Origin of the sequence: Pseudarthrobacter niigatensis, assembly GCF_030812615.1 — a bacterium.
Classification (GTDB): Bacteria; Actinomycetota; Actinomycetes; order Actinomycetales; family Micrococcaceae; genus Arthrobacter; species Arthrobacter niigatensis.
In genome coordinates, this window is sequence record NZ_JAUSTB010000001.1 from 366,335 (window position 1) to 390,460 (window position 24,126).

Sequence of the window (24,126 nt, forward strand, 5' to 3'; positions counted from 1 at the left end):
AGCGCCCGGCCCGCGGGTAATGTGACGTTATGAGTTTCAACGACAACGTTCAGCTTGATCCCTCCCAGGTCCAGGACCGCCGGGGCATGGGCACCGGGGTGAAAGTCGGCGGCGGCATCGGCGGCGGCCTGGTCCTGCTCGTTGCCCTCCTCCTGGGCATCAACCCCAACATGCTCGGCGGACTGGTGGACGGGGGCTCGTCTGGACAGTCCCAGGGCACGGCACCTGCCTGCAGCACCGGCGCGGACGCGGACGCCCGCCTGGACTGCCGGATCACGGGCACCGTCAACAGCCTCAATGCGTTCTGGCCCGGCTACCTGAAGCAATACAAGGTGCAGTACCCGCGGCCGGAAGCGGTGATCTTCAGCGGCGGCACCAACACCGCGTGCGGGGCTGCGACCTCCGAGGTGGGCCCGTTCTACTGCCCCACGGACACCACGGCGTATTTCGATCCCGGGTTCTTCCAGGAGCTGGTGGACCGTTTTGGTTCCTCCGGCGGCCCGCTGGCCCAGGAATATGTGGTGGCGCACGAGTTCGGCCACCATGTCCAGAATCTGCTCGGTGACCTGCAGCGGGCGCAGCAGGATCCGCAGGGACCGGAGTCAGGGTCCGTACGCACCGAACTGCAGGCGGATTGCTATGCCGGTCTTTGGGCCAAGTACGCCTCCACCACCCCGGACCCGGCTACGGGCCAGCCGTACCTGGAACCCCTCACCCAGCAGGATGTGAACGACGCATTGTCCGCCGCCGCTTCGGTTGGCGACGACCGGATCCAGAAGGCCGCCACGGGCCGCGTCTCCCCCGAAGGTTGGACGCACGGCTCCAGCGAGGAACGGCAGCGCTGGTTCTCCCGGGGCTACCAGTCCGGCGACATCAACCAGTGCGATACGTTCGGCGCCGCCACCCTCTAACCCCGGTTCACCCCGGATGGACCGACGACGACGGCGGGCCGCCTTTCCTGCGAAAGGCGACCCGCCGTCGTCGTATATAAGGCAGTGGGGACTTAGATGTTGAAGCCGAGGGCCCGCATCTGGTCCTTGCCGTCGTCGGTGATCCGCTCGGGACCCCATGGCGGCATCCATACCCAGTTCAGGCGCCAATCGTCCACAACACCGTCCAGGGCCTGTCCCACCTGCTCCTCGAGCACATCGGTGAGCGGGCACGCCGCTGTGGTGAGGGTCATGTCGATCAGGAGCGCACCGTCGTCGTCGGAGTACTTCAAGCCGTACAGCAGCCCCAGGTCGACAACGTTGACGCCAAGCTCGGGGTCGATGACGTCCTTGAGCGCCTCTTCGACATCCTCCAGGGCCGTGCGGCCCGGCTTGATTTCGGTCATGGCAAGTCCTTACTAGGCCTGGACTGCGGCCGGAGCCGCGACGGCGGCTGCGCCGGCGCCCTTGGCGTAACGGTCGTAGCCTTCTTCTTCGAGGCGGTCGGCCAGCTCCGGGCCGCCCTCCTCCACAACCTGGCCGTCCACGAACACGTGCACGAAGTCAGGCTTGATGTAGCGCAGGATGCGGGTGTAGTGGGTAATGAGCAGGGTGCCCATGTTTCCCTCGGAGTGCGCACGGTTGACGCCCTCGGACACGATCTTCAGAGCGTCAACGTCCAGGCCGGAGTCGGTCTCGTCCAGGACGGCGAACTTGGGCTTGAAGAGTTCCAGCTGCAGGATCTCCACGCGCTTCTTTTCGCCGCCGGAGAAGCCTTCGTTGACGTTGCGCTGCGCGAAGTCGGCGTCGATGCGCAGCTTCTCCATGGCGTCCTTGACGTCCTTGGTCCAGGTACGCAGCTTGGGTGCTTCGCCGTCGATGGCGGTCTTGGCGGTGCGCAGGAAGTTGGTCATGGTGACGCCCGGAACCTCTACCGGGTACTGCATGGCCAGGAAGACGCCGGCCCGTGCGCGCTCGTCAACACTCATGGCCAGCACGTCTTCGCCGTCCAGCGTGATGGTGCCGCTGGTGACGGTGTAGCGCGGGTGGCCGGCGATGGTGGAGGCGAGGGTGGACTTGCCGGAGCCGTTGGGTCCCATGATGGCGTGCGTCTCGCCGGTCCTGATGGTCAGGCTGACGCCCTTCAGGATCTCTTTGGTGCCCTGCTCCGTCTCAATGCTGACGTGCAGGTCCTTGATCTCAAGAGTTGACATGCTCTTCTTTCTTTTCGCTCGTAAGTCTGGTGCTGCGGGCGCTCAGTAGTTGTTTACTGCTGCGCCGTTCAAAACGTTGGTGACATCCACATAGACGTCGTCTCCGTCGAGTTCGACGGCGAATACCGGAACAGGATCGTAAGCCGGAAGCTGGAGCGGCTGGCCGCTGCGCAGGTCGAACTGGGAGCCATGCCCCCAGCACTCGATGGCGCAGCCTTCCACGTCGCCTTCGGACAGTGAAATGTCCGCATGCGAGCACGTGTCGCCGATGGCGTGGATGTCTCCCATCGAATCCCGGACAACGGCCACGGGGTAGCCGTCGACCAGGATGCGCAGCGCCTGCTTGACCTTGATGTCATTGGCGCTGCACACCAGCTCACCCTTGGGTTTGCCGCTCATACGTTCCTGCCCGCCTGTCTCTAGTAGTCGATTGCCGCGAGTTCGCGCTCAACAGCCTCGGTCAGGCGCTCTTCGAGGGCCGGAACCTTGATCTGCTGGATGATCTCGTTGAGGAAGCCTCGGACCACCAGGCGGCGGGCAACATCCTCGGGGATACCGCGGGCCATCAGGTAGAACAGGTGCTCGTCGTCGAACCGGCCGGTGGCGCTGGCGTGGCCGGCACCCTCGATCAGGCCGGTCTCGATTTCGAGGTTGGGCACGGAATCCGCGCGGCAGCCGTCGGTGAGCACCAGGTTCTGGTTCTTCTCGTACGAATCGGTGCCTTCGGCCTGCTTCTGGATCAGCACGTCGCCAACCCACACGGTGTGCGCGCCCTTGCCCTGCAGAGCGCCCTTGTACAGGACGTTGGACTTGCAGTTGGCCACGTTGTGGTCCACGAAGGAACGGTGCTCCAGGTGCTGGCCTGCATCGGCGTAGTAAAGCCCCAAAAGCTGTGTCTCGGCACCCTCCCCGGCGAAGCGGACGTTGGAGTTCAGGCGCACGATCTTGCCGCCAAGAGTCACGGCAATGTGCTTGTACACGGCGTCCTTGGCAACCTCGGCGTCATGCTGTGCCAGGTGCTTGGCGTCGTCCCCCCAGAGCTGCAGGGAAACCACCGTGAGGTGGGCGCCTTCGCGGACCAGGACCTCAACGTTGCCGTTGTGGTCTGAGGTGCCGTCGTGCTCGATGATCACGACAGAGCGGCTGTTGACTCCGGCTTCGATCACCACGTGGGAGTTGGTCCGGCGGCCTGCGCCGTTGCCGGTCAGGACCAGGCGCACCGGCTCGTCCAACTCGGCGTTCGCCGGGATGGAGATGAGCTGGGCGTCGCCGGCGTTCGCGGAAGCCACGACGGCGGCACGGTCGGCGGGGACGAGGGTGGCGCCACGGGGGGCCTCACCTGCGCGGAGGGTCCGCTGGACCACGGCTGCAGGTGCCTCGACCGTAACGCCAAGGGCGCCGGCCTCCGACGGGGTATCGGACAGCAGGTTGGCCAGTTCACGCACCGGGGTGAAGCGCCATTCCTCTTCCCGGCCGTTGGGCAGGGCGAAATCGGCCACGTCATGGCTGGTGAGCCTCTCGGCGCGGGAGGCCATGACCTGCGTGCCGTGGCTATGGTGGCGGTCCACCTTGGAGGCGACGAGGTGCTCGCCCTCCTCGGTAAAACCGGCGATCGACGGTGCGCCGACGCGCGCCTTTTCGGTAGTTGCTTCGGCAGTCATTAACCGACGGATCCTTCCATCTGGAGTTCGATGAGGCGGTTCAGCTCGAGGGCGTATTCCATGGGCAGTTCGCGGGCGATCGGCTCAATGAAGCCGCGCACGATCATGGCCATGGCCTCGTCCTCGGGCATGCCGCGGGACATGAGGTAGAACAGCTGTTCCTCGCTGACGCGGGAAACGGTGGCCTCGTGTCCCAGCTGGACATCGTCCTCGCGGATGTCGATGTACGGGTAGGTGTCAGACCGCGAAATGGTGTCCACCAGGAGGGCGTCGCAGCGCACGGTGTTGGCCGAGTGCTTGGCTCCTTCCCGGATCTGGACCAGGCCGCGGTAGGCGGCGCGGCCGCCGCCACGGGCAACGGACTTGGAGATGATCGAGCTCTTGGTGTTCGGCGCAATGTGCACCATCTTGGAACCGGTGTCCTGGTGCTGGCCCTCGCCGGCGAAGGCAATGGACAGGGTCTCGCCCTTGGCCCCTTCGCCTACAAGGTACACGGCCGGGTACTTCATGGTGACCTTGGAGCCGATGTTTCCATCGATCCACTCCATGGTGGCGCCTGCTTCGCAGACGGCACGCTTGGTCACCAGGTTGTAGACGTTGTTCGACCAGTTCTGGATGGTGGTGTACCGGACGCGGGCGCCCTTCTTGACGATGATCTCCACCACGGCGGAGTGCAGCGAGTCGGAGGTGTAGATCGGCGCTGTGCAGCCTTCGATGTAGTGGACGTAGGAGTCCTCGTCGGCGATGATCAGCGTGCGTTCGAACTGACCCATGTTTTCCGTGTTGATGCGGAAGTAGGCCTGCAGGGGGATCTCCACGTGGACGCCCTTGGGGACGTACACGAACGAGCCGCCGGACCAGACGGAGGTGTTCAGCGAGGCGAACTTGTTGTCGCCCACCGGGATGACGGTGCCGAAGTACTCCTGGAAGATCTCCGGGTGTTCCTTCAGCGCGGTGTCGGTGTCCAGGAAGATGACACCCTGCCGCTCAAGGTCCTCCCGCAGCTGGTGGTAAACAACCTCAGACTCGTACTGGGCGGCAACACCCGAAACAAGGCGCTGCTTTTCGGCCTCGGGGATGCCCAGCTTGTCATACGTGTTCTTGATGTCCTCGGGCAGGTCCTCCCAGGTGGCAGCCTGCTTCTCGGTGGAGCGCACGAAGTACTTGATGTTGTCGAAGTCGATGCCGGAGAGGTCCGCGCCCCAGGTGGGCATGGGCTTGCGGTCGAAATACTTCAGGCCCTTCAGGCGCAGGTCGAGCATCCATTCCGGCTCGCTCTTCTTCGCCGAAATGTCCCGGACTACCTCTTCGTTGAGCCCACGGCGGGCGTTGGCGCCGACATCGTTCTTGTCGGCCCAGCCGTACTCGTAGTTGCCGATGCCGTGGAGCTCGGGATTCTTTTCCAGAATCTCCGAGATCACAGTGTTTTCGGCGACTGCTTTCTCTGATAGTTGGTCCGTCATCACGGCCTTTCTTGCTGATGGTTGATTACTTCGTCCAGGCTGGCGGGGGCTGCCGCCGGCACCGTGGCCGGTTTGGCAGGCAGCCTGCCTGTAGGAATATGTGTGGTGCAGACGTGGCCGCCGCGGGCCAGCGTGGAGAGGCGGCGGACGTCAACGCCCACCAGCCTTGAAAAAACTTCGGTCTCGACGTCGCAGAACACCGGGAAGCGGGCGGCGAGCTGCTGGATGGGGCAGTGGCCCTGGCAGAGCTGCACGCTGGAAAGCGCCGCGGGCAGCGGTGCCTTTGCCTCGATGGACGCAGCGGAAGCCACGAAGTTGTCGCGGGTCAGCGCCGCTGCGAGTGCGGTGGCGCGGTCCCGGATGTCCGGGCCGGCCTGCTCGATTTCGGGTGCGTAGCGCCGCTCCATATCCGCGAACCGTTCTTCGGCGAAGGCGCGCACCGCGTCGGGGCCGGCTACCTTTTGCAGCTGCTGGAGCGCAAGGGCGGCGATGTCCAGGTAGTCGTTGCCCAGGCTGGACTGGCCCTGGGAGCTGAGGACGTAACGGCGTGCGGGGCGGCCGGCACCCGTTCCCGGCTTGGCGAGGCGCTTGACCTCGATGACTCCGGCCCGGGAAAGGTGGTCCAAATGGCGCCGGACAGCGGCCGGGGTAAACCCCAGCATGTCCCCCAGCTCGGCCGCGCTGACGGGACCGTGTTCCAGGACGGCAGCGAGGACCCGGTCCCGGGTGCGCTCGTCAGCGTCTGCCACAGGACCGGATGCAGCGGGTCCCGGCCCGGCCACAGGCACAGCGGTAGCGTTGGTCATGGAATACACAACACAATCATGTCGTAATTTAGTCCCGCACTCCAGTAAGGGCAGGCTGACCTTGGCTCTGCACGGAATATGACTTCCTGCAGTTTCCCGGCGCTCCGCCCGACCCCGCCGGACGGCACGGAATACTACATCCCGTAGAATACTGTGGTGCGATCCCCCCAGTCCCCCGTCCTGTCCATCCATGGGCTCATCAAGGACGTAGGCCCCCTGTCCAGCCTGGACGGAAAGATGCTCAGGGTTGTCAGCGGCGTCTCCCTCACCGCGGAGCGCGGGCAGGTGACCGCGTTGCTGGGCGCAAACGGAGCCGGCAAGACGACCACCCTGGAATGCGCGCAGGGCCTGCAGAAACGTACCGGCGGCAGCATTTCCCTGCTGGGCCAGGACCCCGCCACGGCCGGTGCTGACCTGCGCTCCCGCGTCGGGGTGATGCTGCAGGACGGCGGGCTCCCGCCGTCGGCACGGCCCATCCCGTTGTTGCGGCATATCGCCGGCCTGTACGCCCGCCCCTGGCCGTTGGAAGACCTGGTGGGCAGGCTGGGCATCGATGCCTTCAGCCGGACCAGCGTCCGCCGGCTTTCCGGCGGCCAGAAGCAGCGCCTGGCACTGGCCGCAGCCTTGATCGGCAGGCCGGAAGTCCTCTTCCTGGATGAACCCAGCGCCGGACTGGACCCGCAGTCCCGGCAGCTGGTGTTCGACCTGATTGCCGAGCTGCGCGACGGCGGCATGGGCATCATCCTGACCACCCACCTGATGGACGACGCCCAGCGCCTTGCGGACTACGTGTACATCATTGACGGCGGCCGCAACGTCGCCGAAGGCACTGTCCATGAGCTGCTGCAGCGCAACCCCGTGGCGGACCAGGCGGGCGAGCACGTCCGGACCCTGGTGTTCGAGGCACCCGCCGGGCTGGACCTGGCTGCGGTGCTGCCGGACGACGTCGACGTCTCCGAGGCCCGTGCCGGCAGCTACGCCGTCACCGGCGCCCTCACACCCCGCCATTTGTCCGCCCTGGCCCAGTGGTGGGAAGCAAAGGGCATCATGCCGGCATCGATGAGCCTCCAGGCGCGTAGCCTTGAAGACGTCTTTCTGGACATCTCAGGAAAGGACATCCGATGAGTACCGCAGCGATCCGGGAGACGCAGAAGCCCGCGTCCCTGCCCCGCCGCGTCCTCCTGCAAGGCAAATACGAGGCACTGACAATGCTGCGGAACGGCGAGCAGCTGATCCTGGCCGTGGTGTTGCCGCTGCTGGCACTGGTCGGCCTGACGGTGACGCCTTTCCTCGACGGTATGGGCTCCAGCCGCATCAATGTGGCTGTTCCGGGGATCCTCGCTCTGTGTGCCATGTCAACGGCTTTCACCGGGCAGGGCATCGCCACCGGCTTCGACCGCCGCTATGGGGTGCTGCGTTTCCTGTCCACGACGCCCCTGGGCCGCGGCGGCCTGATTGCCGGGAAGGTTCTCTCGGTCCTGGCCGTCCTGTGCCTCCAGGTGGTAGTGGTGGGCCTGGTCGCCCTGGTGCTGGGCTGGCAGCCGACGGCGTCGGGCTGGCTCCCCGGGCTAGCCCTGCTTGCGCTGGGTGCAGCGGCATTCACCGCACTGGGGCTGCTGGTGGCCGGTACCGTCCGGCCGGAAGCGACGCTGGCGATTACCAACCTGCTGTGGATCCTCCTGGGAGCCATGGGCGGCATCGTCATCCCGGCCGAAAGGTTGCCCGCCGCGGCGCAGGCCGTGGTCCATTTCCTGCCTTCCGGCGCCCTCGGGGAATCGATGCGCGCCGCTTTCCTGGGCGGGGCCGTGAACGGCGGCGCCGCCCTGATCCTGCTGCTCTGGACCGTCATTGCCGGAGCCGCAGCCATCCGTTGGTTCAAGTGGAATTGAGATAATCGTGACCACGGCTTCACGCCTTCCCCAGATTGCCGGCCGCCTGGCGTCGCGGCTTCCCCGTACGGTGGACGTCCGCATCCGCCGCCTCGCCGTTGCCTCCCTGATCGGCCAGACGCTTTTGGTGGTCACGGGCGGGGCTGTCCGCCTGACGGCGTCAGGCCTTGGCTGCCCCACCTGGCCCCGCTGCACCTCGGACTCGATCGTAAACACCCCCGAGATGGGCATCCATGGCTTCATCGAGTTCGGCAACCGGCTCCTGACCTTCGCGCTGGCCGCCGTGGCCGCGCTCATGCTGGTCTACTTGTGGAACCTGCGCAAGGAACGCAAGGACCTCTTCCTGCTGGCCCTCGGGCTGCTCGCCAGCATCCCGGCGCAGGCGGTCATCGGCGGCGTCACCGTGCTCACCAACCTCAATCCGTGGGTGGTGGGCCTGCACTTCCTGGTGTCGATGGCCCTGGTGGTGTTCTCAACCCTGCTGGTGAACCGCGCCTTCGGCCGGACCGGCCGTTTCCTGGCGGCCCGGCCGGCCGTCCTGCCCGCGGCCCTGCGCCCGGTGACTGCCGCCGTCGCCCTGTTCTCCGCGGTTGCAGTGATGCTCGGGGTGGTGGTCACGGGTGCAGGTCCGCACGCGGGTGACGCAGATGCTCCCCGGAACGACCTCGACTGGGACTTGTTCTCCCACATCCACGCAGTGCCTGCCTACCTGGTTACCGCGGGAACGGTGGTGGCGCTGGTGCTGGTCATCCGGCGGCGCATTACCGGCCCCTTCCGGACCGCGGTCCTGATGCTCCTGGGAGTCACCGTCCTCCAGGCCATCATCGGGTTTACGCAGTATTACAACGGCATTCCCGCGTTGCTGGTGGCGGCCCACATGCTCGGTGCCGCGCTGCTCATGGCAGCATCGACGAACGCCTGGGACATCGCCCGCTCAAGCACGGCCAAGTAGGTTCACGCACCCATAAAAAAGGCGCCCCGGTCCCTTTGTGGACCGGGGCGCCTTTCCTTTACTGGCAGGCCTTGCCGCAGGTACCCGGACTAGCCGGACGCCAGGGCGTCGTCCTGCAACCTGGCCCCGAGCGCCGGGTCGAGGTCCGCTATGCCGTCCGGCGTCACTTCGAGGACCCGCGCGGTGGCAATGTCGTAGAACAGGCCGGTTGCCTGGACCTGCCCGCCGGCCAGGGCGGGCCCCGCGTGCGGATGGTTGTGGAGCTTGCCCAGCTGCACGGCCACATTGACCATCGCCAACTGGTCCACCGTGCCGTAGCCCGCGGCGGCGGCCTGCTTCCCCACCGGGTGGCCAGCCAGCAGTTCGGCATGGCTTTGCCGGGAGTGCCCCAGCCAGCGCCCGAACGCCGGGCCCAGGGAGGCGTGGTCCGCGCCGTCCGCCTCGGCGATCAGCGCCTTCATGGCGCCACAGTTTGAATGCCCGCAGATCACCAGCGACTTCACGCCCAGGCCATTGACGGCGAAGGACAGGGCCGAGTCGATCGAGGCATCCTGGCCCTGGTTGCACACAACGTTGCCGATGTTCCGCAGGGTGAGCAGATCTCCCGGACCGCTGCTGGTGATCAGGTTGGGGTTAACGCGGGAGTCGACGCAGGCCACAAACAGGCTGTCCGGATTCTGTGCCTCGGCCAGGTCGTGCACCAGCGGGCGCACCTGGTCCGCGAAGCGGCGGTGATACTTGTTGATCCCCTGCAGCAGGGATTCCTTCCGGGGCGGAAGCGGAAGCTCGCTGGCTTCTCCGCGCCGGGGCGATTGGTGCGCCGCGTCCCGGAACAGGGTGTTCCCGTGCTCTTCGAGGTTCACGGTGCCGCCCGTGGCCTGGTGCTGGACCCGCCAGGCCAGCAGGGCTTCGCGGAACGAATGGTCCACGTAGTCCGCATTCAGCTCCACCACGACGTCCACGGCGGCGGGGATGGACTGCAGCGTACCGTTCAACCGCGGCAGCGCGAAGAAGCTGCAGGATCCTGCAACGGTCACCCGCCAGGGCGACGACGTAGTGGCGGGAGGATGGGCCTGGATCGGGGCGCGCAGGACCCGCCACAGCACGCACGCGGCGGCCAGCGCGAGCCCGATCATGACGCCCTCCAGTAGGTTCAGGAAGACAACGCATGCAAGGGTCACGGCGTAGATCAGGAGGTCTCCGGTCCGCAGGCTGGTGCGGATATCCGCCACCTTGATCAGGCGCGCGCCGATGACCACCAGCAGGCCGGCGAGGACGGCCAGCGGGATGAGCTGGATCAGCCCGGCGAAGAGCGCCGAGAAGGCAAGGACCCACACGCCGTGCAGCACGGCGGAGGTCCGGGTGGCTGCGCCGGCTTCCACGTTGGTGGCGCTGCGGACGATGACCCCCGTGACGGGAAGGCCGCCCAGTGATCCGGAGACGATGTTTGCGGCGCCCTGGCCGACGAGTTCCTTGTTAAGGTTGGTGCGCGGGCCGGTGTGCATTTTGTCCACTGCAACCGCGGAAAGGAGGGATTCGATGCTCGCGATCAGGGCCATGGTCAGGACTGCGAAGGCGAAGGCCCGCCAGTTTCCGTCGGGAAGCTGCGGCAGCGCGATCGCATCGAAGATCGAGCCGTCGAGGGAGATCCGTTCCACCCCCGGGGCAAAGGCGACCGCCAACGCGGTACCGGCGGCAACTGCCGCCAGCGGGCCCGGCACCCGGCGGACAATGGGGGGAAGGAACCGCCAGCACAGCAGGATCACGATGACCGCCAGGCCCAGCAGGGCCGCATGCAGTTCCAGGTTGGTGATGGCGGCAGGCAGTCCTGCGAGGTTCTCAAGCGCAGAGCCCGCAGGCTCCGATCCCAGTAGTACGTGGAGCTGCTGCAGGATGATGGTGACGCCGATGCCGGCGAGCATGGCCTTGACCACCACGGGGGAAACGGCCAGGGCTGCCCGGCCGACGCGGCTTATACCCAGCAGCAGCTGCACGGCGCCGGCGGCCACGGTGATGGCGCACGTCACCTGCCAGCCGAACTCCTGCACCAGGCCGGCCACGACGACGGTCAGCCCGGCGGCGGGTCCACTCACCTGGAGCGGTGAGCCGCCAAGGCTGCCGGCCACAATGCCGCCGATGGCGGCGGCGATCAATCCTGCCATGATCGGGGCGCCGGAGGCAGCCGCGATGCCAAGCGAGAGCGGGAGCGCCACGAGGAACACCACCAGGGAAGCGGGGACGTCGGCGCCGAGGTGGGAGGCAAATCCGGGGAGACCGGGTTTTTTCCGGACCGGGTTCCCGTTTCCGCCCGGTGGACTGTGGCTGGGCGTGGGGACGGCTGAGGGACGGGCTTCCATGGGCTGTTTCCTTTGCTTGCGGGAAGGGTCCGTTCCACCGTAAGCAGGTTGTCATGTTTAATGACAGTTAACGTGACAGATATGACAAGCATGTCATATCGTTCACCGAGGCAACGAAACCGGTGGTTTGCGGCCCACGCGCAGCATGCCAACAAAGAAGGCGGCCCCCACCTTGAGGTGGCGGCCGCCTGCGGCTTAATGGGGCGGTTTGGCTAGCCGCCCGCCACTGCACTTCCGACGAACGGGTCCACAGCGAGGGCGATGAAGAGCAGCGTCAGGTAGCTGATGGAACCGTGGAACACCTTCATGGCGCGCTTGTCGGGAATATCCTCCCGGTGGGCGCGGGAGTACAGCGCATGGGACTCGTAAAGGAACCAGGCGCCCGCGATGACAGCAGTTGCCGTGTACACCCAGCCCGCCCCGCCGGCCGGGATCATCAGCAGGGATGAGGCCACCATGGCCCAGGCGTAAAGGACCACCTGGACGGACACCACCTTTGCCCCGGCAATGGCCCCGAGCATGGGGACGTTGGCGTTCCGGTAGTCCTCGCCGTACCGCATCGACAGGGGCCAGTAGTGCGGGGGCGTCCAGAGGAAGATCACCAGGAACAGAATGACGGCGGGCCATTCGACGGAGTTCGTTACGGCGGCCCAGGCAATCAGTACCGGGAAGCAGCCTGCGGCGCCGCCCCATACGATGTTCTGCGCCGTGCGGCGCTTGAGGATCATGGTGTAGATGACGACATAGAAGAAGATAGCGCCCAGTCCCAGCCATGCCGAGAGCGGATTGGCGCCGAACCAGAGGATCACGATCGCCGCCGCACCCAGCAGCCAGGAGAAGACCAATGCTTCCCGCGGGGTGACTTCACCCGTGACGAGCGGCCGGTTTTCCGTCCGGTGCATCAGCTTGTCGATATCCCGGTCGATGTAGCAGTTGAACGCTCCCGCGCTGCCGGCGGCGAAAGCCCCGCCCACCAGGGTGGCAAGGATCAGCCCGATGGAAGGGAAGCCCCGCTCCGCGTAAATCATCGTGGGAAGCGTGCTGACCAGGAGAAGTTCGATCACGCGCGGCTTGGTGAGGGCGAGATACGCCTTGGCCTTACGGGCAAACCCGATGCCGGAGGCCCGGGATGCGTTCAGCGGCGTATCTGTTGTGCTCACGGTGGCAGTCACCCGTTCTGTGTGGCAGTTGAGGCTGCAGGGCAGCTCCGGTCGTGCGGCCCGGACCCGGGCACGGCACTCAGGGATGGAAAAGCGCCAGGTGCGTGCAACAGCCGGGACACTCCGGGTGGCGATAGTGATGCGCACCCGGCGTTGGCCTCCAAATATCATACCGCGCCGCAAGCACTTCCCCTGCCCCGCAATATGCGCAATTGATTGCTCGCAGGCCCATTCGAGCAGATTAAGTCACCGCGCCGGAATAGTGATTCACAAAAGGGGAAATTGCGTCCAAAACGTGAGATTTGCGGCGCCCGAAGGATGGATAAGAGCTAAGCTGTCACCAGATCAGCACGCAGCAAGAAAGCGGTGGAAAACGCATTCCCGTTGCTGTCCGTGACTGAATGCAAGGATCAACGTTTCGATGGTGAACGGCTGGTACACACCGCAGCGGGCGCCAAGCAGAGCACCCTTGACCGGATCCGGTGTACCACCCACGCCAGCACAGAGAGGGGCCCGGTTTTCGTGCCACATTTGGAAGAGCAAGAACTGTCATGGACCAGCTTGGACCAGCGAGCCGTGGACACCATCCGTGTCCTGGCCGCGGACGCCGTCGAGAAGGTGGGCAACGGCCACCCCGGAACTGCCATGAGCCTGGCACCCGCCGCTTACCTTCTCTTCCAGAAGCTGATGCGCCACGACCCGCGGGATCCGCAGTGGCTTGGCCGTGACCGGTTCATCCTGTCCCCCGGCCACACCTCCCTGACGCTTTACATCCAGCTCTTCCTCTCAGGCTACGGGCTGGAACTGAAGGACCTCGAGGCGCTGCGCACCTGGGGTTCACTCACCCCGGGACACCCGGAGTACAAGCACACCGCCGGCGTGGAGATCACCACCGGCCCGCTCGGCCAGGGACTCGCGTCCTCGGTCGGATTCGCCTACTCCCAGCGCCGCCAGCGTGGCCTGTTCGACGCCGATGCGCCGGCCGGCGAGTCGCCGTTCGACCACACCATTTGGGTCATCGCGTCCGACGGCGACCTCCAGGAAGGCGTCACGGCGGAGGCTTCGTCGCTGGCCGGCCACCAGGAACTGGGCAACCTCGTGGTGATCTATGACGAGAACCACATCTCCATCGAGGACGATACCGACATCGCATTCACCGAGGATGTCCTGAAGCGCTACGAAGCCTACGGCTGGCACACCCAGCGCGTGGACTGGACCCGGACCGGCGAATACAAGGAAGACGTCCAGGAGCTCTACAGTGCCCTGCTCGCCGCCAAGGCCGAGACCTCCAGGCCGTCCATCATTTCGCTGCGCACCATCATCGGCTACCCGGCCCCCAAGAAGCAGAACACCGGCAAGATCCACGGCTCCGCCCTCGGCGCCGACGAGGTTGCCGCGCTGAAGGAGGTGCTGGGCTTCGACCCCGCGAAGTCCTTCGAGGTGGACCAGGAAGTCCTGGACCATGCACGCGCAGTGGTGGAACGTGGCGCGGCCGAACACAAGGAATGGGAAGAATCCTTCAACGCCTGGCAGGCAGCCAACCCCGAGGGCGCCGCCCTCCTGCAGCGCATCGAAGCGCAGGAACTTCCTGCCGACGTCGACGCCGCGCTGCCGGTCTTCCCGGCCGGCAAGGATGTCTCCACCCGCGCAGCCTCCGGCAAGGTCCTGAACGCCCTCGGCCCGGTCCTGCCCGAGCTGTGGGGCGGCTCAGCCGACCTCGCAGAGTCCAACAACACCACCATCGAAGGTTCCCCGTCCTTCGTGCCGGCCTCCAAGCAGACCGGTGCCTGGTCCGGGAACCCGTACGGCCGGGTGCTGCACTTTGGTATCCGTGAGCACGCCGCGGCATCAATCGTGAACGGCATCAGCCTGGCCGGCAACACCCGCGCGTTCTCCGGTACGTTCCTGATCTTCAGCGACTACCAGCGCCCCGCCATCCGCCTGGGCGCCCTGATGGGTGTCCCGTCCCTGTACGTATGGACGCACGACTCCATCGGCCTGGGCGAGGACGGCCCCACCCACCAGCCAGTGGAACAGCTCGCTTCACTGCGCGCCATCGTGGGCCTGGACGTCGTCCGCCCCGGCGATGCCAACGAAGTGGCAGCCGCCTGGAAGACCATGCTGGAAAACCACACCAACCCCGCAGGCATCGTCCTGACCCGCCAGAACATCCCCACGTGGGAACGCGGCGAGGGCGACGCCGACGGCGACACTTTCGCGTCGACCGCAGGCGTGGCGAAGGGCGGCTACGTGCTGGCCGAAGCATCGAAGGACGGCGCCACGGTGCCGGCCGACGTGATCCTGATCGCCACCGGCTCGGAAGTCCAGCTGGCCGTCCAGGCCCGCGAAGCGCTGCAGGCCGACGGCATCGCGGCCCGCGTGGTATCCATGCCCTGCGTTGAATGGTTCAAGAAGCAGGACGCCGCCTACCGCGAATCGGTCCTGCCCGCGGCAGTCAAGGCACGCGTGTCCGTCGAAGCCGGGCTGGCCCTTAGCTGGCGCGAATTCGTTGGCGACGCAGGCCGCTCCATCAGCCTTGAGCACTATGGCGCTTCCGCGGACTACAAGCGCCTCTTCCAGGAGTTCGGCATCACGGCGGAAGCAGTGGCCGCCGCCGCCAAGGACTCCCTCGCCGGCCTGCAGGCCTGAAACCTAAACTTTTAGGAGATAGAACAATGACAACTCCCACCCAGCAGCTCTCCGACGCCGGTGTTTCCATCTGGCTCGACGACCTCTCCCGCGGACGCCTGGAAACCGGCACCCTCCGCAAGCTCATCGAAGAAAAGAACGTGGTTGGCGTGACCACCAACCCCTCCATCTTCCACGCGGCCATCACGTCGGGCACCGACTACGACCACATCATCGCCGCCAAGGCGGCAGAGGGCGCCAGCGTGGAGGACACGATCTTCGAGATCACCACCACCGACGTCGCCGATGCCTGCGACCTGTTCGCGCCCGTCGCCGCCGCCACCCGGGGAATCGATGGCCGGGTCTCCATCGAGGTCGACCCTCGGCTTGCCTGGGACACCGCCGGGACCATCGCCGAGGCCAAGCACCTCTACCAGCGCGTCAACAAGGCCAACGTCCACATTAAGATCCCTGCAACCGTCGAGGGCCTCGAAGCCATCACGGCCACGCTGGCAGAGGGCATCAGCGTCAACGTCACGCTGATCTTCTCCCTGGAGCGCTACCGGGCAGTCATCAACGCCTTCCAGGCCGGTCTGGAGCAGGCCAAGGAAAACGGGCACGATCTTTCAAAGATCCACTCGGTTGCATCCTTCTTCGTTTCGCGCGTTGACACCGAGATCGACAAGCGCCTCGACAAGATCGGCACCGAAGAAGCCAAGGCCCTCAAAGGCAAGGCCGGCGTTGCCAACGCGCGCCTGGCCTACCAGGTCTACGAGGAGCTCTTTGCCACCGAACGCTGGGGCCTGCTGGCCGACGCCGGCGCACTCCCCCAGCGCCCCCTGTGGGCCTCCACCGGTGTGAAGGACCCGGCCTACCCGGACACCCTGTACGTGACCGAACTCGTGGCCCCCGGCGTCGTGAACACCATGCCGGAGAAGACGCTCGATGCCACCTTCGACCACGGCGTGGTCACCGGCGACACCGTCTCCGGCACCTACGAGGAGGCAAACGCAACCCTGGACGCCCTGGAGAAGCTCGGCGTCTCCTACAATGACGTCGTCGCACTCCTTGAAACCGAAGGCCTGGACAAGTTCGTGGCCAGCTGGAAGGAACTCCTGGCCGACGTCGAAGGCGCCCTCGCTTCTGCACGAAAGGCTTCCTAACACCTATGAGCACTCTCAGCTACGACGCCACCGGCGCTGCACAGCAGGCGCTTGAACAGCACCTTCCCGGCCTGGTCCAGGACCGGGTCGCCACCCGGATCTTCGCGAAGGACCACACGTTGTGGGGTCCGGACGCCGAATCCGAGTCAGCGGTCCGCCTGGGCTGGGTGGAGGCCGCCACCGTTTCACAGCCCCTGGTCAAGGACATCCTGGAACTCCGGGACGCGCTGCGCTCCGAGGGCGTGACACGGATCGTGCTTTGCGGCATGGGCGGGTCCTCGCTGGCCCCCGAGGTCATCGCAGGCACGGCAGGCGTCGAGCTGACTGTGCTGGACAGCACGGACCCGGACCAGGTCCGTGCCGCCCTCGCCGACCGGCTGGCCCACACGGCCATTGTGGTGTCGTCCAAGTCCGGCTCCACCCTGGAAACGGACTCCCAGCGCCGGATCTTCGAGCAGGCCTTCACCGAGGCCGGGGTGGACGCCAAGAGCCGGATCATCATCGTGACCGATCCCGGCTCACCGTTGGACAAGGCTTCCCGGGAGGCCGGCTACCGGGCGGTCTTCAACGCCGATCCCAATGTCGGTGGCCGCTACTCGGCCCTGACGGCGTTTGGCCTGGTCCCCTCCGGCCTGGCCGGCGTGGACATCCAGGCTTTCCTGGACGAGGCGGAGGAAGCTGCCGAAATCCTGAACGACGATGCCGCGGACAACATCGGGCTGGCTTTGGGTGCCACCCTGGGCGGAACCAGCCCGCTGCGGAACAAGATCGTCATCGCAGAGGACGGCTCCGGCATTGTTGGATTCGCCGACTGGGCTGAACAGCTCATCGCTGAATCCACCGGCAAGCTCGGCACGGGCATCCTTCCGGTGGTCGCAGGTCCTCAGGCCCCGGAGGTAACGTCCGGGGCTCCCGACGTGCTGGTGGTCCGGCTCGTGGCAGCCGATGCCGACATCGAACTCGGCGAGAACCAGGCAGCCATTGCCGGCGGCCTCGCCACCCAGATGATGGTGTGGGAATTCGCCACCGCCGTGGCGGGCCGCCTGCTGGGGATCAACCCCTTCGACCAGCCCGACGTCGAAGCCGCCAAGGTAGCGGCACGCGGGTTGCTGGACGCCCAGCCGGAACCCACTCCGGCAGCGTTCGTCGACGGCGCCATCGAGGTGCGCGGCGGTGACTGGCTCGGCGACGCAGCAACGGCGGAAGGTGCCGTCAAGGCACTCCTCGGCACCTTGGCGTCCGACAGCTACCTGAGTGTGCAGGCGTACTTTGACCGGTTGGCTTTCGCAGGACTCGAAGGCATCCGCGACGACCTGGCAGCTGCCACCGGCCGCCCGGTGACCTTCGGCTGGGGCCCGCGGTTCCTGCACTCCACCGGTCAGTTCCACAAGGGTGGCCCCGCCATCGGAGTGTTCCTCCAGGTCACTGCCACCCCGGCGGAGGACCTGGGCATTCCGGACCGGCCGTTCACCTTTGGTGAGCTCATCGCTGCCCAGGCTGCAGGCGACGCCCAGGTCCTGGGTGGGCACGGCCGTCCCGTGCTGCGCCTCCACCTCACCGACCGTGCGGCCGGCGTGGCACAGCTGCAGGACATCGTCGCCGCACTGTCCACCCGCGCATCCGCAACCGAAAGCTAAGGCACAAAAGCAACCATGCCAGAAACTGAATACGGCCGGAAAGGCACGGGCCGCGGGCGTAATCCGCTGCGCGATCCGCGCGACCGCCGTTTGAACCGGATCGCCGGTCCGTCCTCGTTGGTTCTTTTCGGGGTCACGGGCGATCTTGCCCGCAAGAAGCTCATGCCGGCGGTCTACGACCTCGCCAACCGTGGCCTGTTGCCGCCCAGTTTCGCCTTGGTGGGCTTCGCCCGCCGGGAGTGGGACAAGGAGGATTTCGCCGCGGAGGTGAAGGCCTCGGTGCAGGCACACGCCCGGACCCCGTTTGACGAGGCAGTGTGGAATCAGCTCTCCGAGGGCATCAGGTTTGTCCAGGGCGAGTTCGACGACGACGCGGCCTTTGAGCGGCTCGGCGAAACGATCAAGGAACTCGACGATGTCCGGGGCACCCGGGGGAACCACGCGTTTTACCTGTCGATCCCGCCGAAGGCGTTCGAGCAGGTCTGCCGTCAGCTGTCCAAGCACGGCCTCGCGCAGGCCGACGGGGACAAATGGCGCCGGGTGGTGATTGAGAAGCCGTTCGGCCACGACCTGGAATCGGCCCGGCAGCTCAATGACATTGTTGAATCGGTGTTCCCGCCGGATGCGGTGTTCCGGATTGACCATTACCTGGGCAAGGAAACGGTGCAGAACATCCTGGCGTTGCGGTTCGCAAACCAGTTGTTCGAGCCGTTGTGGAACGCGAACTACGTGGACCATGTCCAGATCACCATGGCCGAGGACATCGGCACCGGTGGCCGGGCGGGTTACTACGACGGTGTCGGTGCGGCACGGGACGTGATCCAGAACCATCTGCTGCAGCTGCTTGCGCTGACCGCGATGGAGGAACCGATCTCGTTCAACGCAGATGACCTGCGGGCGGAGAAGGAAAAAGTCCTTGCAGCGGTAAAGCTTCCGGAGGATTTGTCGACACATTCGGCGCGGGGCCAGTTCACGGGCGGCTGGCAGGGCGGCGAGCAGGTCCTGGGCTACCTGGAAGAAGAAGGCATTCCCGCCGATTCGACCACGGAAACCTATGCCGCGGTGCGGGTGGACATCCACACCCGCCGCTGGTCCGGGGTGCCGTTCTACCTGCGGGCCGGCAAGCGCCTGGGCCGGCGGGTCACCGAGATCGCGGTGGTGTTCAAGCGCGCACCGAACCTGCTGTTCACAGATCACGGTGAGGACGATTTCGGGCAGAACGCTGTGGTCATCCGGGTCCAGCCCGATGAGGGCGTGACGATCCGGTTTGGGTCCAAGGTCCCCGGCACGCAGATGGAAGTCCGGGATGTGACCATGGACTTCGGGTACGGGCACTCGTTCACCGAATCCTCCCCTGAGGCGTACGAGCGGTTGATCCTGGACGTGCTGCTGGGTGAGCCGCCGCTGTTCCCCCGGCACGAGGAAGTGGAGCTGTCCTGGAAGATCCTCGACCCGTTCGAGGAATATTGGGCATCACTGTCTGAACAGCCCGAACCCTACGCCCCCGGCTCCTGGGGCCCGGCCAGCGCGGATGAGTTGCTGGCCCGTGACGGACGAACCTGGAGAAGGCCATGATCGTAAACCTGCCAGATACCACCACCTCGAAGGTTTCCAAGAAGCTCATGTCCCTGCGCGAGCAGGGCGGGGTGATCGCCTTGGGCAGGGTCCTGACCCTCGTTGTGGTGACCAAGTCCGGGCTGGAGGAAGAAGCGATCGAGGCCGCCAACGACGCGTCCCGGGAACACCCCTGCCGGATCATCGTGCTCGCCGACGCCGGGAAGGACGGCCAGGACCGGCTGGACGCACAGATCAGGGTCGGCGGGGACGCCGGCGCGTCAGAGGTCATCGTGCTGCGCGGGTACGGACAGCTCGCCCACGAAAGTGAGTCGCTGGTCGCAGCGCTGCTGCTCCCGGACGCTCCGATTGTGGCCTGGTGGCCGCACGGCGCGCCCGAGAACGCCTGCGAAACATCCATCGGCGCGATCGCGCACCGCCGCATCACCGATTCGGCGAACGAACCCGACCCGCAGGCTGCCCTGGAGCGGATCCACCAAACCTACAAGGCCGGGGACACCGACCTCGCTTGGACCCGCCTGACCAACTGGCGCATCCAGCTCGCAGCTGCCCTCGACGAAGTGGACTCTTCGCCGGTGACCGCGGTAGCAGTCGAAGGCGCTTCGGACTCACCCTCCACCATCCTGCTGGCGGCCTGGCTCACCCTGACCCTGGACGCCCCGGTGACCATCGTCGCGGACCCGGCCGGGACGGGCATCCGCCGTGTCCGCCTCAGCCGTCCCGGCGGTGACGTCCAGCTGTTCCGCCCGGGACTTTCCATCGCCGAACTCACCCAGCCGGGCCAACCCGCCCAACGGATCTCGCTCCCGCGCCGCAGCCTCCGCGACTGCCTCGCCGAAGAACTCCGCCGCCTGGACCCCGACGAAGTATTTGGCGAAGTGATTACTATTGGACTGCCACGTACCAATCTAAGGAGCGTCCGACCCAGTGAGCGTTGACCCACGAGTAAGTATCCATCCTGATTCGTCCGTCCTCATGGCCGCCATAGCGGCACGCCTGATCACCAAGCTCGTTGATGTCCAGGACAAGTACGGCGAAGCCACGGTGGTGCTCACCGGGGGAACCGTGGGAATCGGCACGTTGAAAGCTGTCGCGGACTCCCCGGCAGCGCCCGCCGTCGACTGGTCCAAGGTCAACTTCTGGTGGGGTGACGAACGCTTCGTCGGTTCCGCGGATCCGGAGCGGAATACCAAGCAGGCCTTCGACGCATTGCTCTCGCACATTCCAGTGGACCCGGAACGGGTCCACTCGCCGGGTTCATCCGATGAGTTCGGCACGCCGGAGGAAGCGGCTGAGGACTATGCGCGCCAGCTTCGCGATGCCGCAGCAGCGGAGCACGCAGCCGACATGTCCGACGACAGGCCCGAGGAGCCATCCGCACTCCCCCGCCTGGACGTCGTCCTGCTGGGTGTGGGCCCTGACGCCCACATTGCTTCGCTGTTCCCGGAGCAGGCCGGAGTCCGCGAGAAGGAGCGCACGGTGGTGGGTGTGCGGAATTCGCCCAAGCCGCCCCCGCTGCGCATCTCCCTAACCCTGCCTGCCATCAACACGGCAGCGGAGGTCTGGATGGTTGTGGCCGGCGAGGACAAGGCAGGAGCCGTGGGACTCGCCCTGGCCGGGGCAAATCCGGTGCAGGTGCCCGCGTCCGGGCCGCGTGGAACGTCCCGCACATTGTGGCTTATCGACGAAAACGCGGCGTCACGTGTCCCCGAGCAACTGGTCCGGAAGGACGCCGCGGGCGCGTAGCTTCTCCAGCGCTCCGGCCAGGACGTCCTCGGCGTCCTGGCCGGAGCGCCGTTCTTTAACGTACTCAAGATGGCTCTTATAGCCGTCCTCAAACGGGTCGTCCGCTACCGCCTGGCCGTCCCTGGACGCGGGCGCGCCGCAGCGCCGGCAGTCCCAGATGCGGGGAATCTGCTCCTCCGGCATCTTCAGGAACACCGGCTGGGTCTCATGGCCCTTGGCACACCAGTAGGACACCCGGATCCGCGGGAGGGACCCCGGGGATAAGTCGTTGGACTGCAGGCTCGAACCGGAGCCTGCAACCACCCCGGCCCGGGTGCCCCGAAAGCCTGATGACGGATGGACCATGGAAACGCCTCCCTCGAACCCGTGAACGGAGCCCTGCAGCTTAAACCAAAAAACTGTGGCTGCCGGGTGAACCGACAGCCACAGTTTAGGGGCAGGGGCCGCGTGGCGGGAGTGCCACTGGACCCTATTCAGCGAATTCGTTACGAGTCAGCAGTACCGCTGAACCGCATGATCAGGCCGAGTGCGATGATTACTATGCCCCAAGTGACGCCCAGGACGATGGTGAAGCGGTTCAGGTTGCGTTCTGCCACGCCCGAAGAGCTGAGCCCTGAACTCATGCCGCCACCGAACATGTCGGACAGCCCGCCGCCGCGTCCCTTGTGCAGGAGGATCAGCAGCGTCAGCAGGAGGCTGGTGATCCCCAGGAGGATCTGCAGAATGACATGAAGAACGTCCACGACGGCCTTTCGGAAGTTGGAATTGCGGGAGGGTGTACCGGTGGCAGACTAGTCCGTCACCAAGTGGCTCTCGAACCTGACAATATTAGCAAACTCGGCGGGGTCAAGGCTGGCACCGCCCACCAGGACGCCGTCCACGTCACGCTCCTGCAGGATGGCGGCAGCATTGTTGGCCTTGACCGAACCACCGTAGAGCAGGCGCGTCTTGGCCGCCACATCAGCGCCGAACAGCTTTTCCAGCTCGGTGCGGATGGCGGCGCACATTTCCTGGGCGTCCTCCGGTCCTGCCACTTCGCCGGTGCCGATGGCCCAAACGGGTTCGTAGGCTACCACCAGTTCAGCGGCCTGCTCGTTGGTGAGCCCGGCCACGCCGGCGCGGAGTTGCTGCAGCGTGTGCTCAACGTGGGTCCCGGCCTGGCGGATTTCCAGTCCCTCGCCGACGCAGAGGACAGGGGTAACGCCGTGCTTGAAGGCCGCCTTGACCTTGGCGTTGAGGACGTCGTCTGACTCGTTGTGGATGGTGCGGCGTTCGCTGTGGCCCACCAGGACGTACTTGCATCCCAGCTTGTTCAGGAACTGCCCGGAAATGTCGCCGGTGTACGCCCCCGAATCGAATTGCGACAGGTCCTGCCCACCGTAGGCGATCTCCAGGTCGTCGCCCTGGACCAGGGTCTGGACGCCGCGGAGGTCGGTGAACGGCGGGAAGACCGCGACCTCAACGCGGCTGTAGTCGTGCTTGGCGTCGGACAGCGTCCAGGCCAGCTTCTGCAGCAGGGTGATGCCCTGCACGTGGTCCATGTTCATTTTCCAGTTGCCCGCAATGAAGGGCTTGCGGTCGAAGGCGCCGTTCGTTGACGTAGTCACGTGATCTCCAAAAGTTCTTGATATGTGTTCGGCCGGCAGGCTGCCGCGGGCAACCTGCCGGCCGGAGGACTGCGAAGTCCGGTACTGCGGGACGGCAGCGGTGGTTCTACCGGTCCAGGACGCTGAGGCCGGGGAGTTCCTTGCCTTCGAGGTATTCCAGGCTGGCGCCGCCACCGGTGGAAATGTGTCCGAACTGGTCATCGCTGAATCCCAGGGTGCGGACTGCGGCAGCCGAATCGCCGCCGCCCACCACTGTGAATCCGTCGGTTTCCGTCAGGGCCTGCGCGATGGCACGGGTGCCTGCAGAGAACGCCTCGAATTCGAAGACACCCATTGGGCCGTTCCAGAAGACCGTCCGGGCTCCCTTGATCCGCTCGGCGAAGGCCGCAGCGGTATCCGGTCCAATGTCCAGGCCGATGCCCTGGTCACCAAAGGTGCTGCCCTCGATGGCGTCGGCAGGCACCGTCTCATGCGCGGCGTCGGCAGCGAACTTCTCCGCTACCACCACGTCAGTGGGAACCACGAATTCGGTTCCGGCGTCAGCCGCGCGCTTCAGGTAGTCCTTGACCACAGGGATCTGGTCTTCCTCAAGGAGGCTTGAGCCAACCTTGTGACCGGCTGCCGCCAGGAACGTGAAGAGCATGCCGCCGCCCACCAGGATGGTGTCAGCCTTGCCAATCAGGTTGTCGATCACTGCAAGCTTGTCCGAGACCTTGGAACCGCCCAGAACCACCACGTAGGGACGCTGGGTGTCGGCGGTCAGCTTCCGCAGGACCTCCACCTCGGTGTGCACCAGGTCGCCCTGGTACGACGGGAGCCGCGTGGCGACGTCGTAGACGCTCGCGTGCTTGCGGTGGACGGCGCCGAAGGCGTCGTCCACGTAAGCGCCGTTGCTGCCGGTGAGGGCCACCAGCTCGTCAGCGAAGGCACCGCGTTCAGCGTCATCCTTGCTGGTCTCGCGGGCGTCGAAACGGACGTTCTCGAGGACAAGGGCTTCACCGTCCTGCAAGGACGCCGCAGCTGCCTTGGCGGCGTCACCGACGGTGTCGGCGGCCAGGGTGGCCTTGAAGCCGGCAAGTTCGGCGAGGCGGTCCACTGCAGGGCGCAGGGAGTATTTGTCCTCCGGGGCGCCCTTGGGGCGTCCGAGGTGGGCTGTTACCAGCACGCGGGCACCGGCGTCCGTGAGCTTTGCCAGCACTGGGAGCGAGGCCTTGATGCGGCCATCGTCAGTGACTGTAGAGCCGTCGAGCGGCACATTCAGGTCACTTCGAACCAGAATGTACCGCCCGCGGACACCTTCAGCGATCAGTTCGTTGAGGGTGTGTGATGTCATGTGTCT

General features: G+C 65.9%; 22 protein-coding genes. 10 read left to right on the forward strand and 12 right to left on the reverse strand.

From position 1 onward, the window contains the following. Nucleotides 1-29: 29 nt before the first annotated feature. On the forward strand, nucleotides 30-911 hold the full coding sequence (gene ypfJ / locus J2T23_RS01775; RefSeq protein WP_307356619.1) for a KPN_02809 family neutral zinc metallopeptidase: 882 nt from the start codon (nucleotides 30-32) through the stop codon (nucleotides 909-911). 92 nt (nucleotides 912-1,003) lie between these two features. On the opposite strand, the gene J2T23_RS01780 is transcribed toward ypfJ, so the two are convergent. The 6 genes from J2T23_RS01780 to J2T23_RS01805 are packed head-to-tail and all read right to left on the reverse strand — an operon-like array spanning nucleotide 1,004 to nucleotide 6,073. Next, complete coding sequence (locus J2T23_RS01780; RefSeq protein ID WP_018761278.1) at nucleotides 1,004-1,336, reverse strand: metal-sulfur cluster assembly factor; 333 nt, start codon at nucleotides 1,334-1,336, stop codon at nucleotides 1,004-1,006. Nucleotides 1,337-1,348: 12 nt separating this feature from the next. Continuing rightward, entirely contained in the window at nucleotides 1,349-2,143 is a 795-nt protein-coding gene (gene sufC / locus J2T23_RS01785) for a Fe-S cluster assembly ATPase SufC (protein ID WP_141160487.1), read from the reverse strand. Nucleotides 2,144-2,185: 42 nt separating this feature from the next. Further along, nucleotides 2,186-2,542 carry a non-heme iron oxygenase ferredoxin subunit gene (locus tag J2T23_RS01790; protein WP_141160488.1) on the reverse strand — a complete coding sequence of 119 codons (357 nt, stop codon included), beginning with the start codon at nucleotides 2,540-2,542 and terminating at the stop codon, nucleotides 2,186-2,188. A gap of 20 nt (nucleotides 2,543-2,562) precedes the next feature. Beyond that, on the reverse strand, nucleotides 2,563-3,804 hold the full coding sequence (sufD, locus tag J2T23_RS01795) for a Fe-S cluster assembly protein SufD (protein ID WP_141160489.1): 1,242 nt from the start codon (nucleotides 3,802-3,804) through the stop codon (nucleotides 2,563-2,565). Beyond that, nucleotides 3,804-5,267 carry a Fe-S cluster assembly protein SufB gene (gene sufB, locus J2T23_RS01800; RefSeq protein ID WP_141160490.1) on the reverse strand — a complete coding sequence of 488 codons (1,464 nt, stop codon included), beginning with the start codon at nucleotides 5,265-5,267 and terminating at the stop codon, nucleotides 3,804-3,806. Before sufB ends, sufD begins: the two co-directional genes overlap by 1 nt. Then, nucleotides 5,267-6,073, reverse strand: coding sequence for a helix-turn-helix transcriptional regulator (locus J2T23_RS01805; RefSeq protein WP_246839683.1), 807 nt, complete (start codon nucleotides 6,071-6,073; stop codon nucleotides 5,267-5,269). The genes sufB and J2T23_RS01805 overlap by 1 nt, the downstream gene beginning before the upstream one ends. Nucleotides 6,074-6,229: 156 nt before the next feature. Here J2T23_RS01805 and J2T23_RS01810 point away from each other — a divergent pair, with 156 nt between their 5' ends. From J2T23_RS01810 to J2T23_RS01820, 3 genes are read left to right on the forward strand one after another with little or no spacing between them, the layout of a single operon-like run. Beyond that, nucleotides 6,230-7,198 carry an ABC transporter ATP-binding protein gene (locus tag J2T23_RS01810; protein ID WP_141181550.1) on the forward strand — a complete coding sequence of 323 codons (969 nt, stop codon included), beginning with the start codon at nucleotides 6,230-6,232 and terminating at the stop codon, nucleotides 7,196-7,198. Next, entirely contained in the window at nucleotides 7,195-7,962 is a 768-nt protein-coding gene (locus tag J2T23_RS01815) for an ABC transporter permease (RefSeq protein ID WP_307356622.1), read from the forward strand. Before J2T23_RS01810 ends, J2T23_RS01815 begins: the two co-directional genes overlap by 4 nt. A 7-nt stretch (nucleotides 7,963-7,969) precedes the next feature. Further along, nucleotides 7,970-8,914 (forward strand): COX15/CtaA family protein, encoded by a 945-nt coding sequence (locus tag J2T23_RS01820; protein ID WP_307356623.1) that lies wholly within the window; start codon nucleotides 7,970-7,972, stop codon nucleotides 8,912-8,914. 89 nt (nucleotides 8,915-9,003) lie between these two features. Here J2T23_RS01820 and J2T23_RS01825 read toward each other — a convergent pair whose 3' ends face one another. After that, nucleotides 9,004-11,271, reverse strand: coding sequence for a SulP family inorganic anion transporter (locus tag J2T23_RS01825; protein ID WP_307356625.1), 2,268 nt, complete (start codon nucleotides 11,269-11,271; stop codon nucleotides 9,004-9,006). Between the two features lie 212 nt (nucleotides 11,272-11,483). Then, the gene (locus J2T23_RS01830; RefSeq protein WP_141160496.1) at nucleotides 11,484-12,443 is read right to left on the reverse strand and encodes a heme o synthase; all 960 of its coding nucleotides are present in this window, start codon (nucleotides 12,441-12,443) and stop codon (nucleotides 11,484-11,486) included. 519 nt (nucleotides 12,444-12,962) lie between these two features. Between J2T23_RS01830 and tkt the strand changes: the two genes are divergently transcribed. From tkt to pgl, 6 genes are read left to right on the forward strand one after another with little or no spacing between them, the layout of a single operon-like run. Beyond that, the gene (tkt, locus tag J2T23_RS01835) at nucleotides 12,963-15,080 is read left to right on the forward strand and encodes a transketolase (protein WP_141160497.1); all 2,118 of its coding nucleotides are present in this window, start codon (nucleotides 12,963-12,965) and stop codon (nucleotides 15,078-15,080) included. Nucleotides 15,081-15,106: 26 nt separating this feature from the next. Next, nucleotides 15,107-16,222 carry a transaldolase gene (gene tal / locus J2T23_RS01840; RefSeq protein ID WP_141181546.1) on the forward strand — a complete coding sequence of 372 codons (1,116 nt, stop codon included), beginning with the start codon at nucleotides 15,107-15,109 and terminating at the stop codon, nucleotides 16,220-16,222. A gap of 5 nt (nucleotides 16,223-16,227) precedes the next feature. Further along, on the forward strand, nucleotides 16,228-17,859 hold the full coding sequence (locus J2T23_RS01845) for a phosphoglucose isomerase-related protein (RefSeq protein WP_307356629.1): 1,632 nt from the start codon (nucleotides 16,228-16,230) through the stop codon (nucleotides 17,857-17,859). A 15-nt stretch (nucleotides 17,860-17,874) separates the two neighbouring features. Then, nucleotides 17,875-19,434 (forward strand): glucose-6-phosphate dehydrogenase, encoded by a 1,560-nt coding sequence (gene zwf / locus J2T23_RS01850; RefSeq protein ID WP_141160500.1) that lies wholly within the window; start codon nucleotides 17,875-17,877, stop codon nucleotides 19,432-19,434. Continuing rightward, nucleotides 19,431-20,372: a glucose-6-phosphate dehydrogenase assembly protein OpcA gene (locus J2T23_RS01855; RefSeq protein WP_307356632.1), complete on the forward strand. Its 942-nt coding sequence runs from the start codon at nucleotides 19,431-19,433 to the stop codon at nucleotides 20,370-20,372. Before zwf ends, J2T23_RS01855 begins: the two co-directional genes overlap by 4 nt. Continuing rightward, nucleotides 20,362-21,180: a 6-phosphogluconolactonase gene (pgl, locus tag J2T23_RS01860; RefSeq protein ID WP_141160502.1), complete on the forward strand. Its 819-nt coding sequence runs from the start codon at nucleotides 20,362-20,364 to the stop codon at nucleotides 21,178-21,180. The genes J2T23_RS01855 and pgl overlap by 11 nt, the downstream gene beginning before the upstream one ends. On the opposite strand, the gene J2T23_RS01865 is transcribed toward pgl, so the two are convergent. From J2T23_RS01865 to J2T23_RS01880, 4 genes are all read right to left on the reverse strand, one after another. After that, nucleotides 21,133-21,525, reverse strand: coding sequence for an RNA polymerase-binding protein RbpA (locus J2T23_RS01865; RefSeq protein WP_141160503.1), 393 nt, complete (start codon nucleotides 21,523-21,525; stop codon nucleotides 21,133-21,135). The two genes, pgl and J2T23_RS01865, sit on opposite strands and share 48 nt — an antisense overlap. Nucleotides 21,526-21,665: 140 nt before the next feature. Beyond that, the gene (secG, locus tag J2T23_RS01870; protein WP_141160504.1) at nucleotides 21,666-21,923 is read right to left on the reverse strand and encodes a preprotein translocase subunit SecG; all 258 of its coding nucleotides are present in this window, start codon (nucleotides 21,921-21,923) and stop codon (nucleotides 21,666-21,668) included. Nucleotides 21,924-21,971: 48 nt separating this feature from the next. After that, nucleotides 21,972-22,787, reverse strand: coding sequence for a triose-phosphate isomerase (gene tpiA / locus J2T23_RS01875; protein WP_307356636.1), 816 nt, complete (start codon nucleotides 22,785-22,787; stop codon nucleotides 21,972-21,974). A gap of 106 nt (nucleotides 22,788-22,893) precedes the next feature. Then, nucleotides 22,894-24,120 (reverse strand): phosphoglycerate kinase, encoded by a 1,227-nt coding sequence (locus tag J2T23_RS01880; RefSeq protein WP_307356638.1) that lies wholly within the window; start codon nucleotides 24,118-24,120, stop codon nucleotides 22,894-22,896. Between the last annotated feature and the right edge of the window lie 6 nt (nucleotides 24,121-24,126).

Excerpts from the sequence above, each read along its gene's own strand:
- ypfJ (WP_307356619.1), top strand. The coding sequence starts at position 30 with ATGAGTTTCAACGACAACGTTCAGCTTGATCCCTCCCAGGTCCAGGAC.
- J2T23_RS01780 (WP_018761278.1), bottom strand. The coding sequence starts at position 1,336 with ATGACCGAAATCAAGCCGGGCCGCACGGCCCTGGAGGATGTCGAAGAG.
- sufC (WP_141160487.1), bottom strand. The coding sequence starts at position 2,143 with ATGTCAACTCTTGAGATCAAGGACCTGCACGTCAGCATTGAGACGGAG.
- J2T23_RS01790 (WP_141160488.1), bottom strand. The coding sequence starts at position 2,542 with ATGAGCGGCAAACCCAAGGGTGAGCTGGTGTGCAGCGCCAATGACATC.
- sufD (WP_141160489.1), bottom strand. The coding sequence starts at position 3,804 with ATGACTGCCGAAGCAACTACCGAAAAGGCGCGCGTCGGCGCACCGTCG.
- sufB (WP_141160490.1), bottom strand. The coding sequence starts at position 5,267 with ATGACGGACCAACTATCAGAGAAAGCAGTCGCCGAAAACACTGTGATC.
- J2T23_RS01805 (WP_246839683.1), bottom strand. The coding sequence starts at position 6,073 with ATGACCAACGCTACCGCTGTGCCTGTGGCCGGGCCGGGACCCGCTGCA.
- J2T23_RS01815 (WP_307356622.1), top strand. The coding sequence starts at position 7,195 with ATGAGTACCGCAGCGATCCGGGAGACGCAGAAGCCCGCGTCCCTGCCC.
- J2T23_RS01825 (WP_307356625.1), bottom strand. The coding sequence starts at position 11,271 with ATGGAAGCCCGTCCCTCAGCCGTCCCCACGCCCAGCCACAGTCCACCG.
- tal (WP_141181546.1), top strand. The coding sequence starts at position 15,107 with ATGACAACTCCCACCCAGCAGCTCTCCGACGCCGGTGTTTCCATCTGG.
- J2T23_RS01845 (WP_307356629.1), top strand. The coding sequence starts at position 16,228 with ATGAGCACTCTCAGCTACGACGCCACCGGCGCTGCACAGCAGGCGCTT.
- zwf (WP_141160500.1), top strand. The coding sequence starts at position 17,875 with ATGCCAGAAACTGAATACGGCCGGAAAGGCACGGGCCGCGGGCGTAAT.
- J2T23_RS01855 (WP_307356632.1), top strand. The coding sequence starts at position 19,431 with ATGATCGTAAACCTGCCAGATACCACCACCTCGAAGGTTTCCAAGAAG.
- J2T23_RS01865 (WP_141160503.1), bottom strand. The coding sequence starts at position 21,525 with ATGGTCCATCCGTCATCAGGCTTTCGGGGCACCCGGGCCGGGGTGGTT.
- J2T23_RS01880 (WP_307356638.1), bottom strand. The coding sequence starts at position 24,120 with ATGACATCACACACCCTCAACGAACTGATCGCTGAAGGTGTCCGCGGG.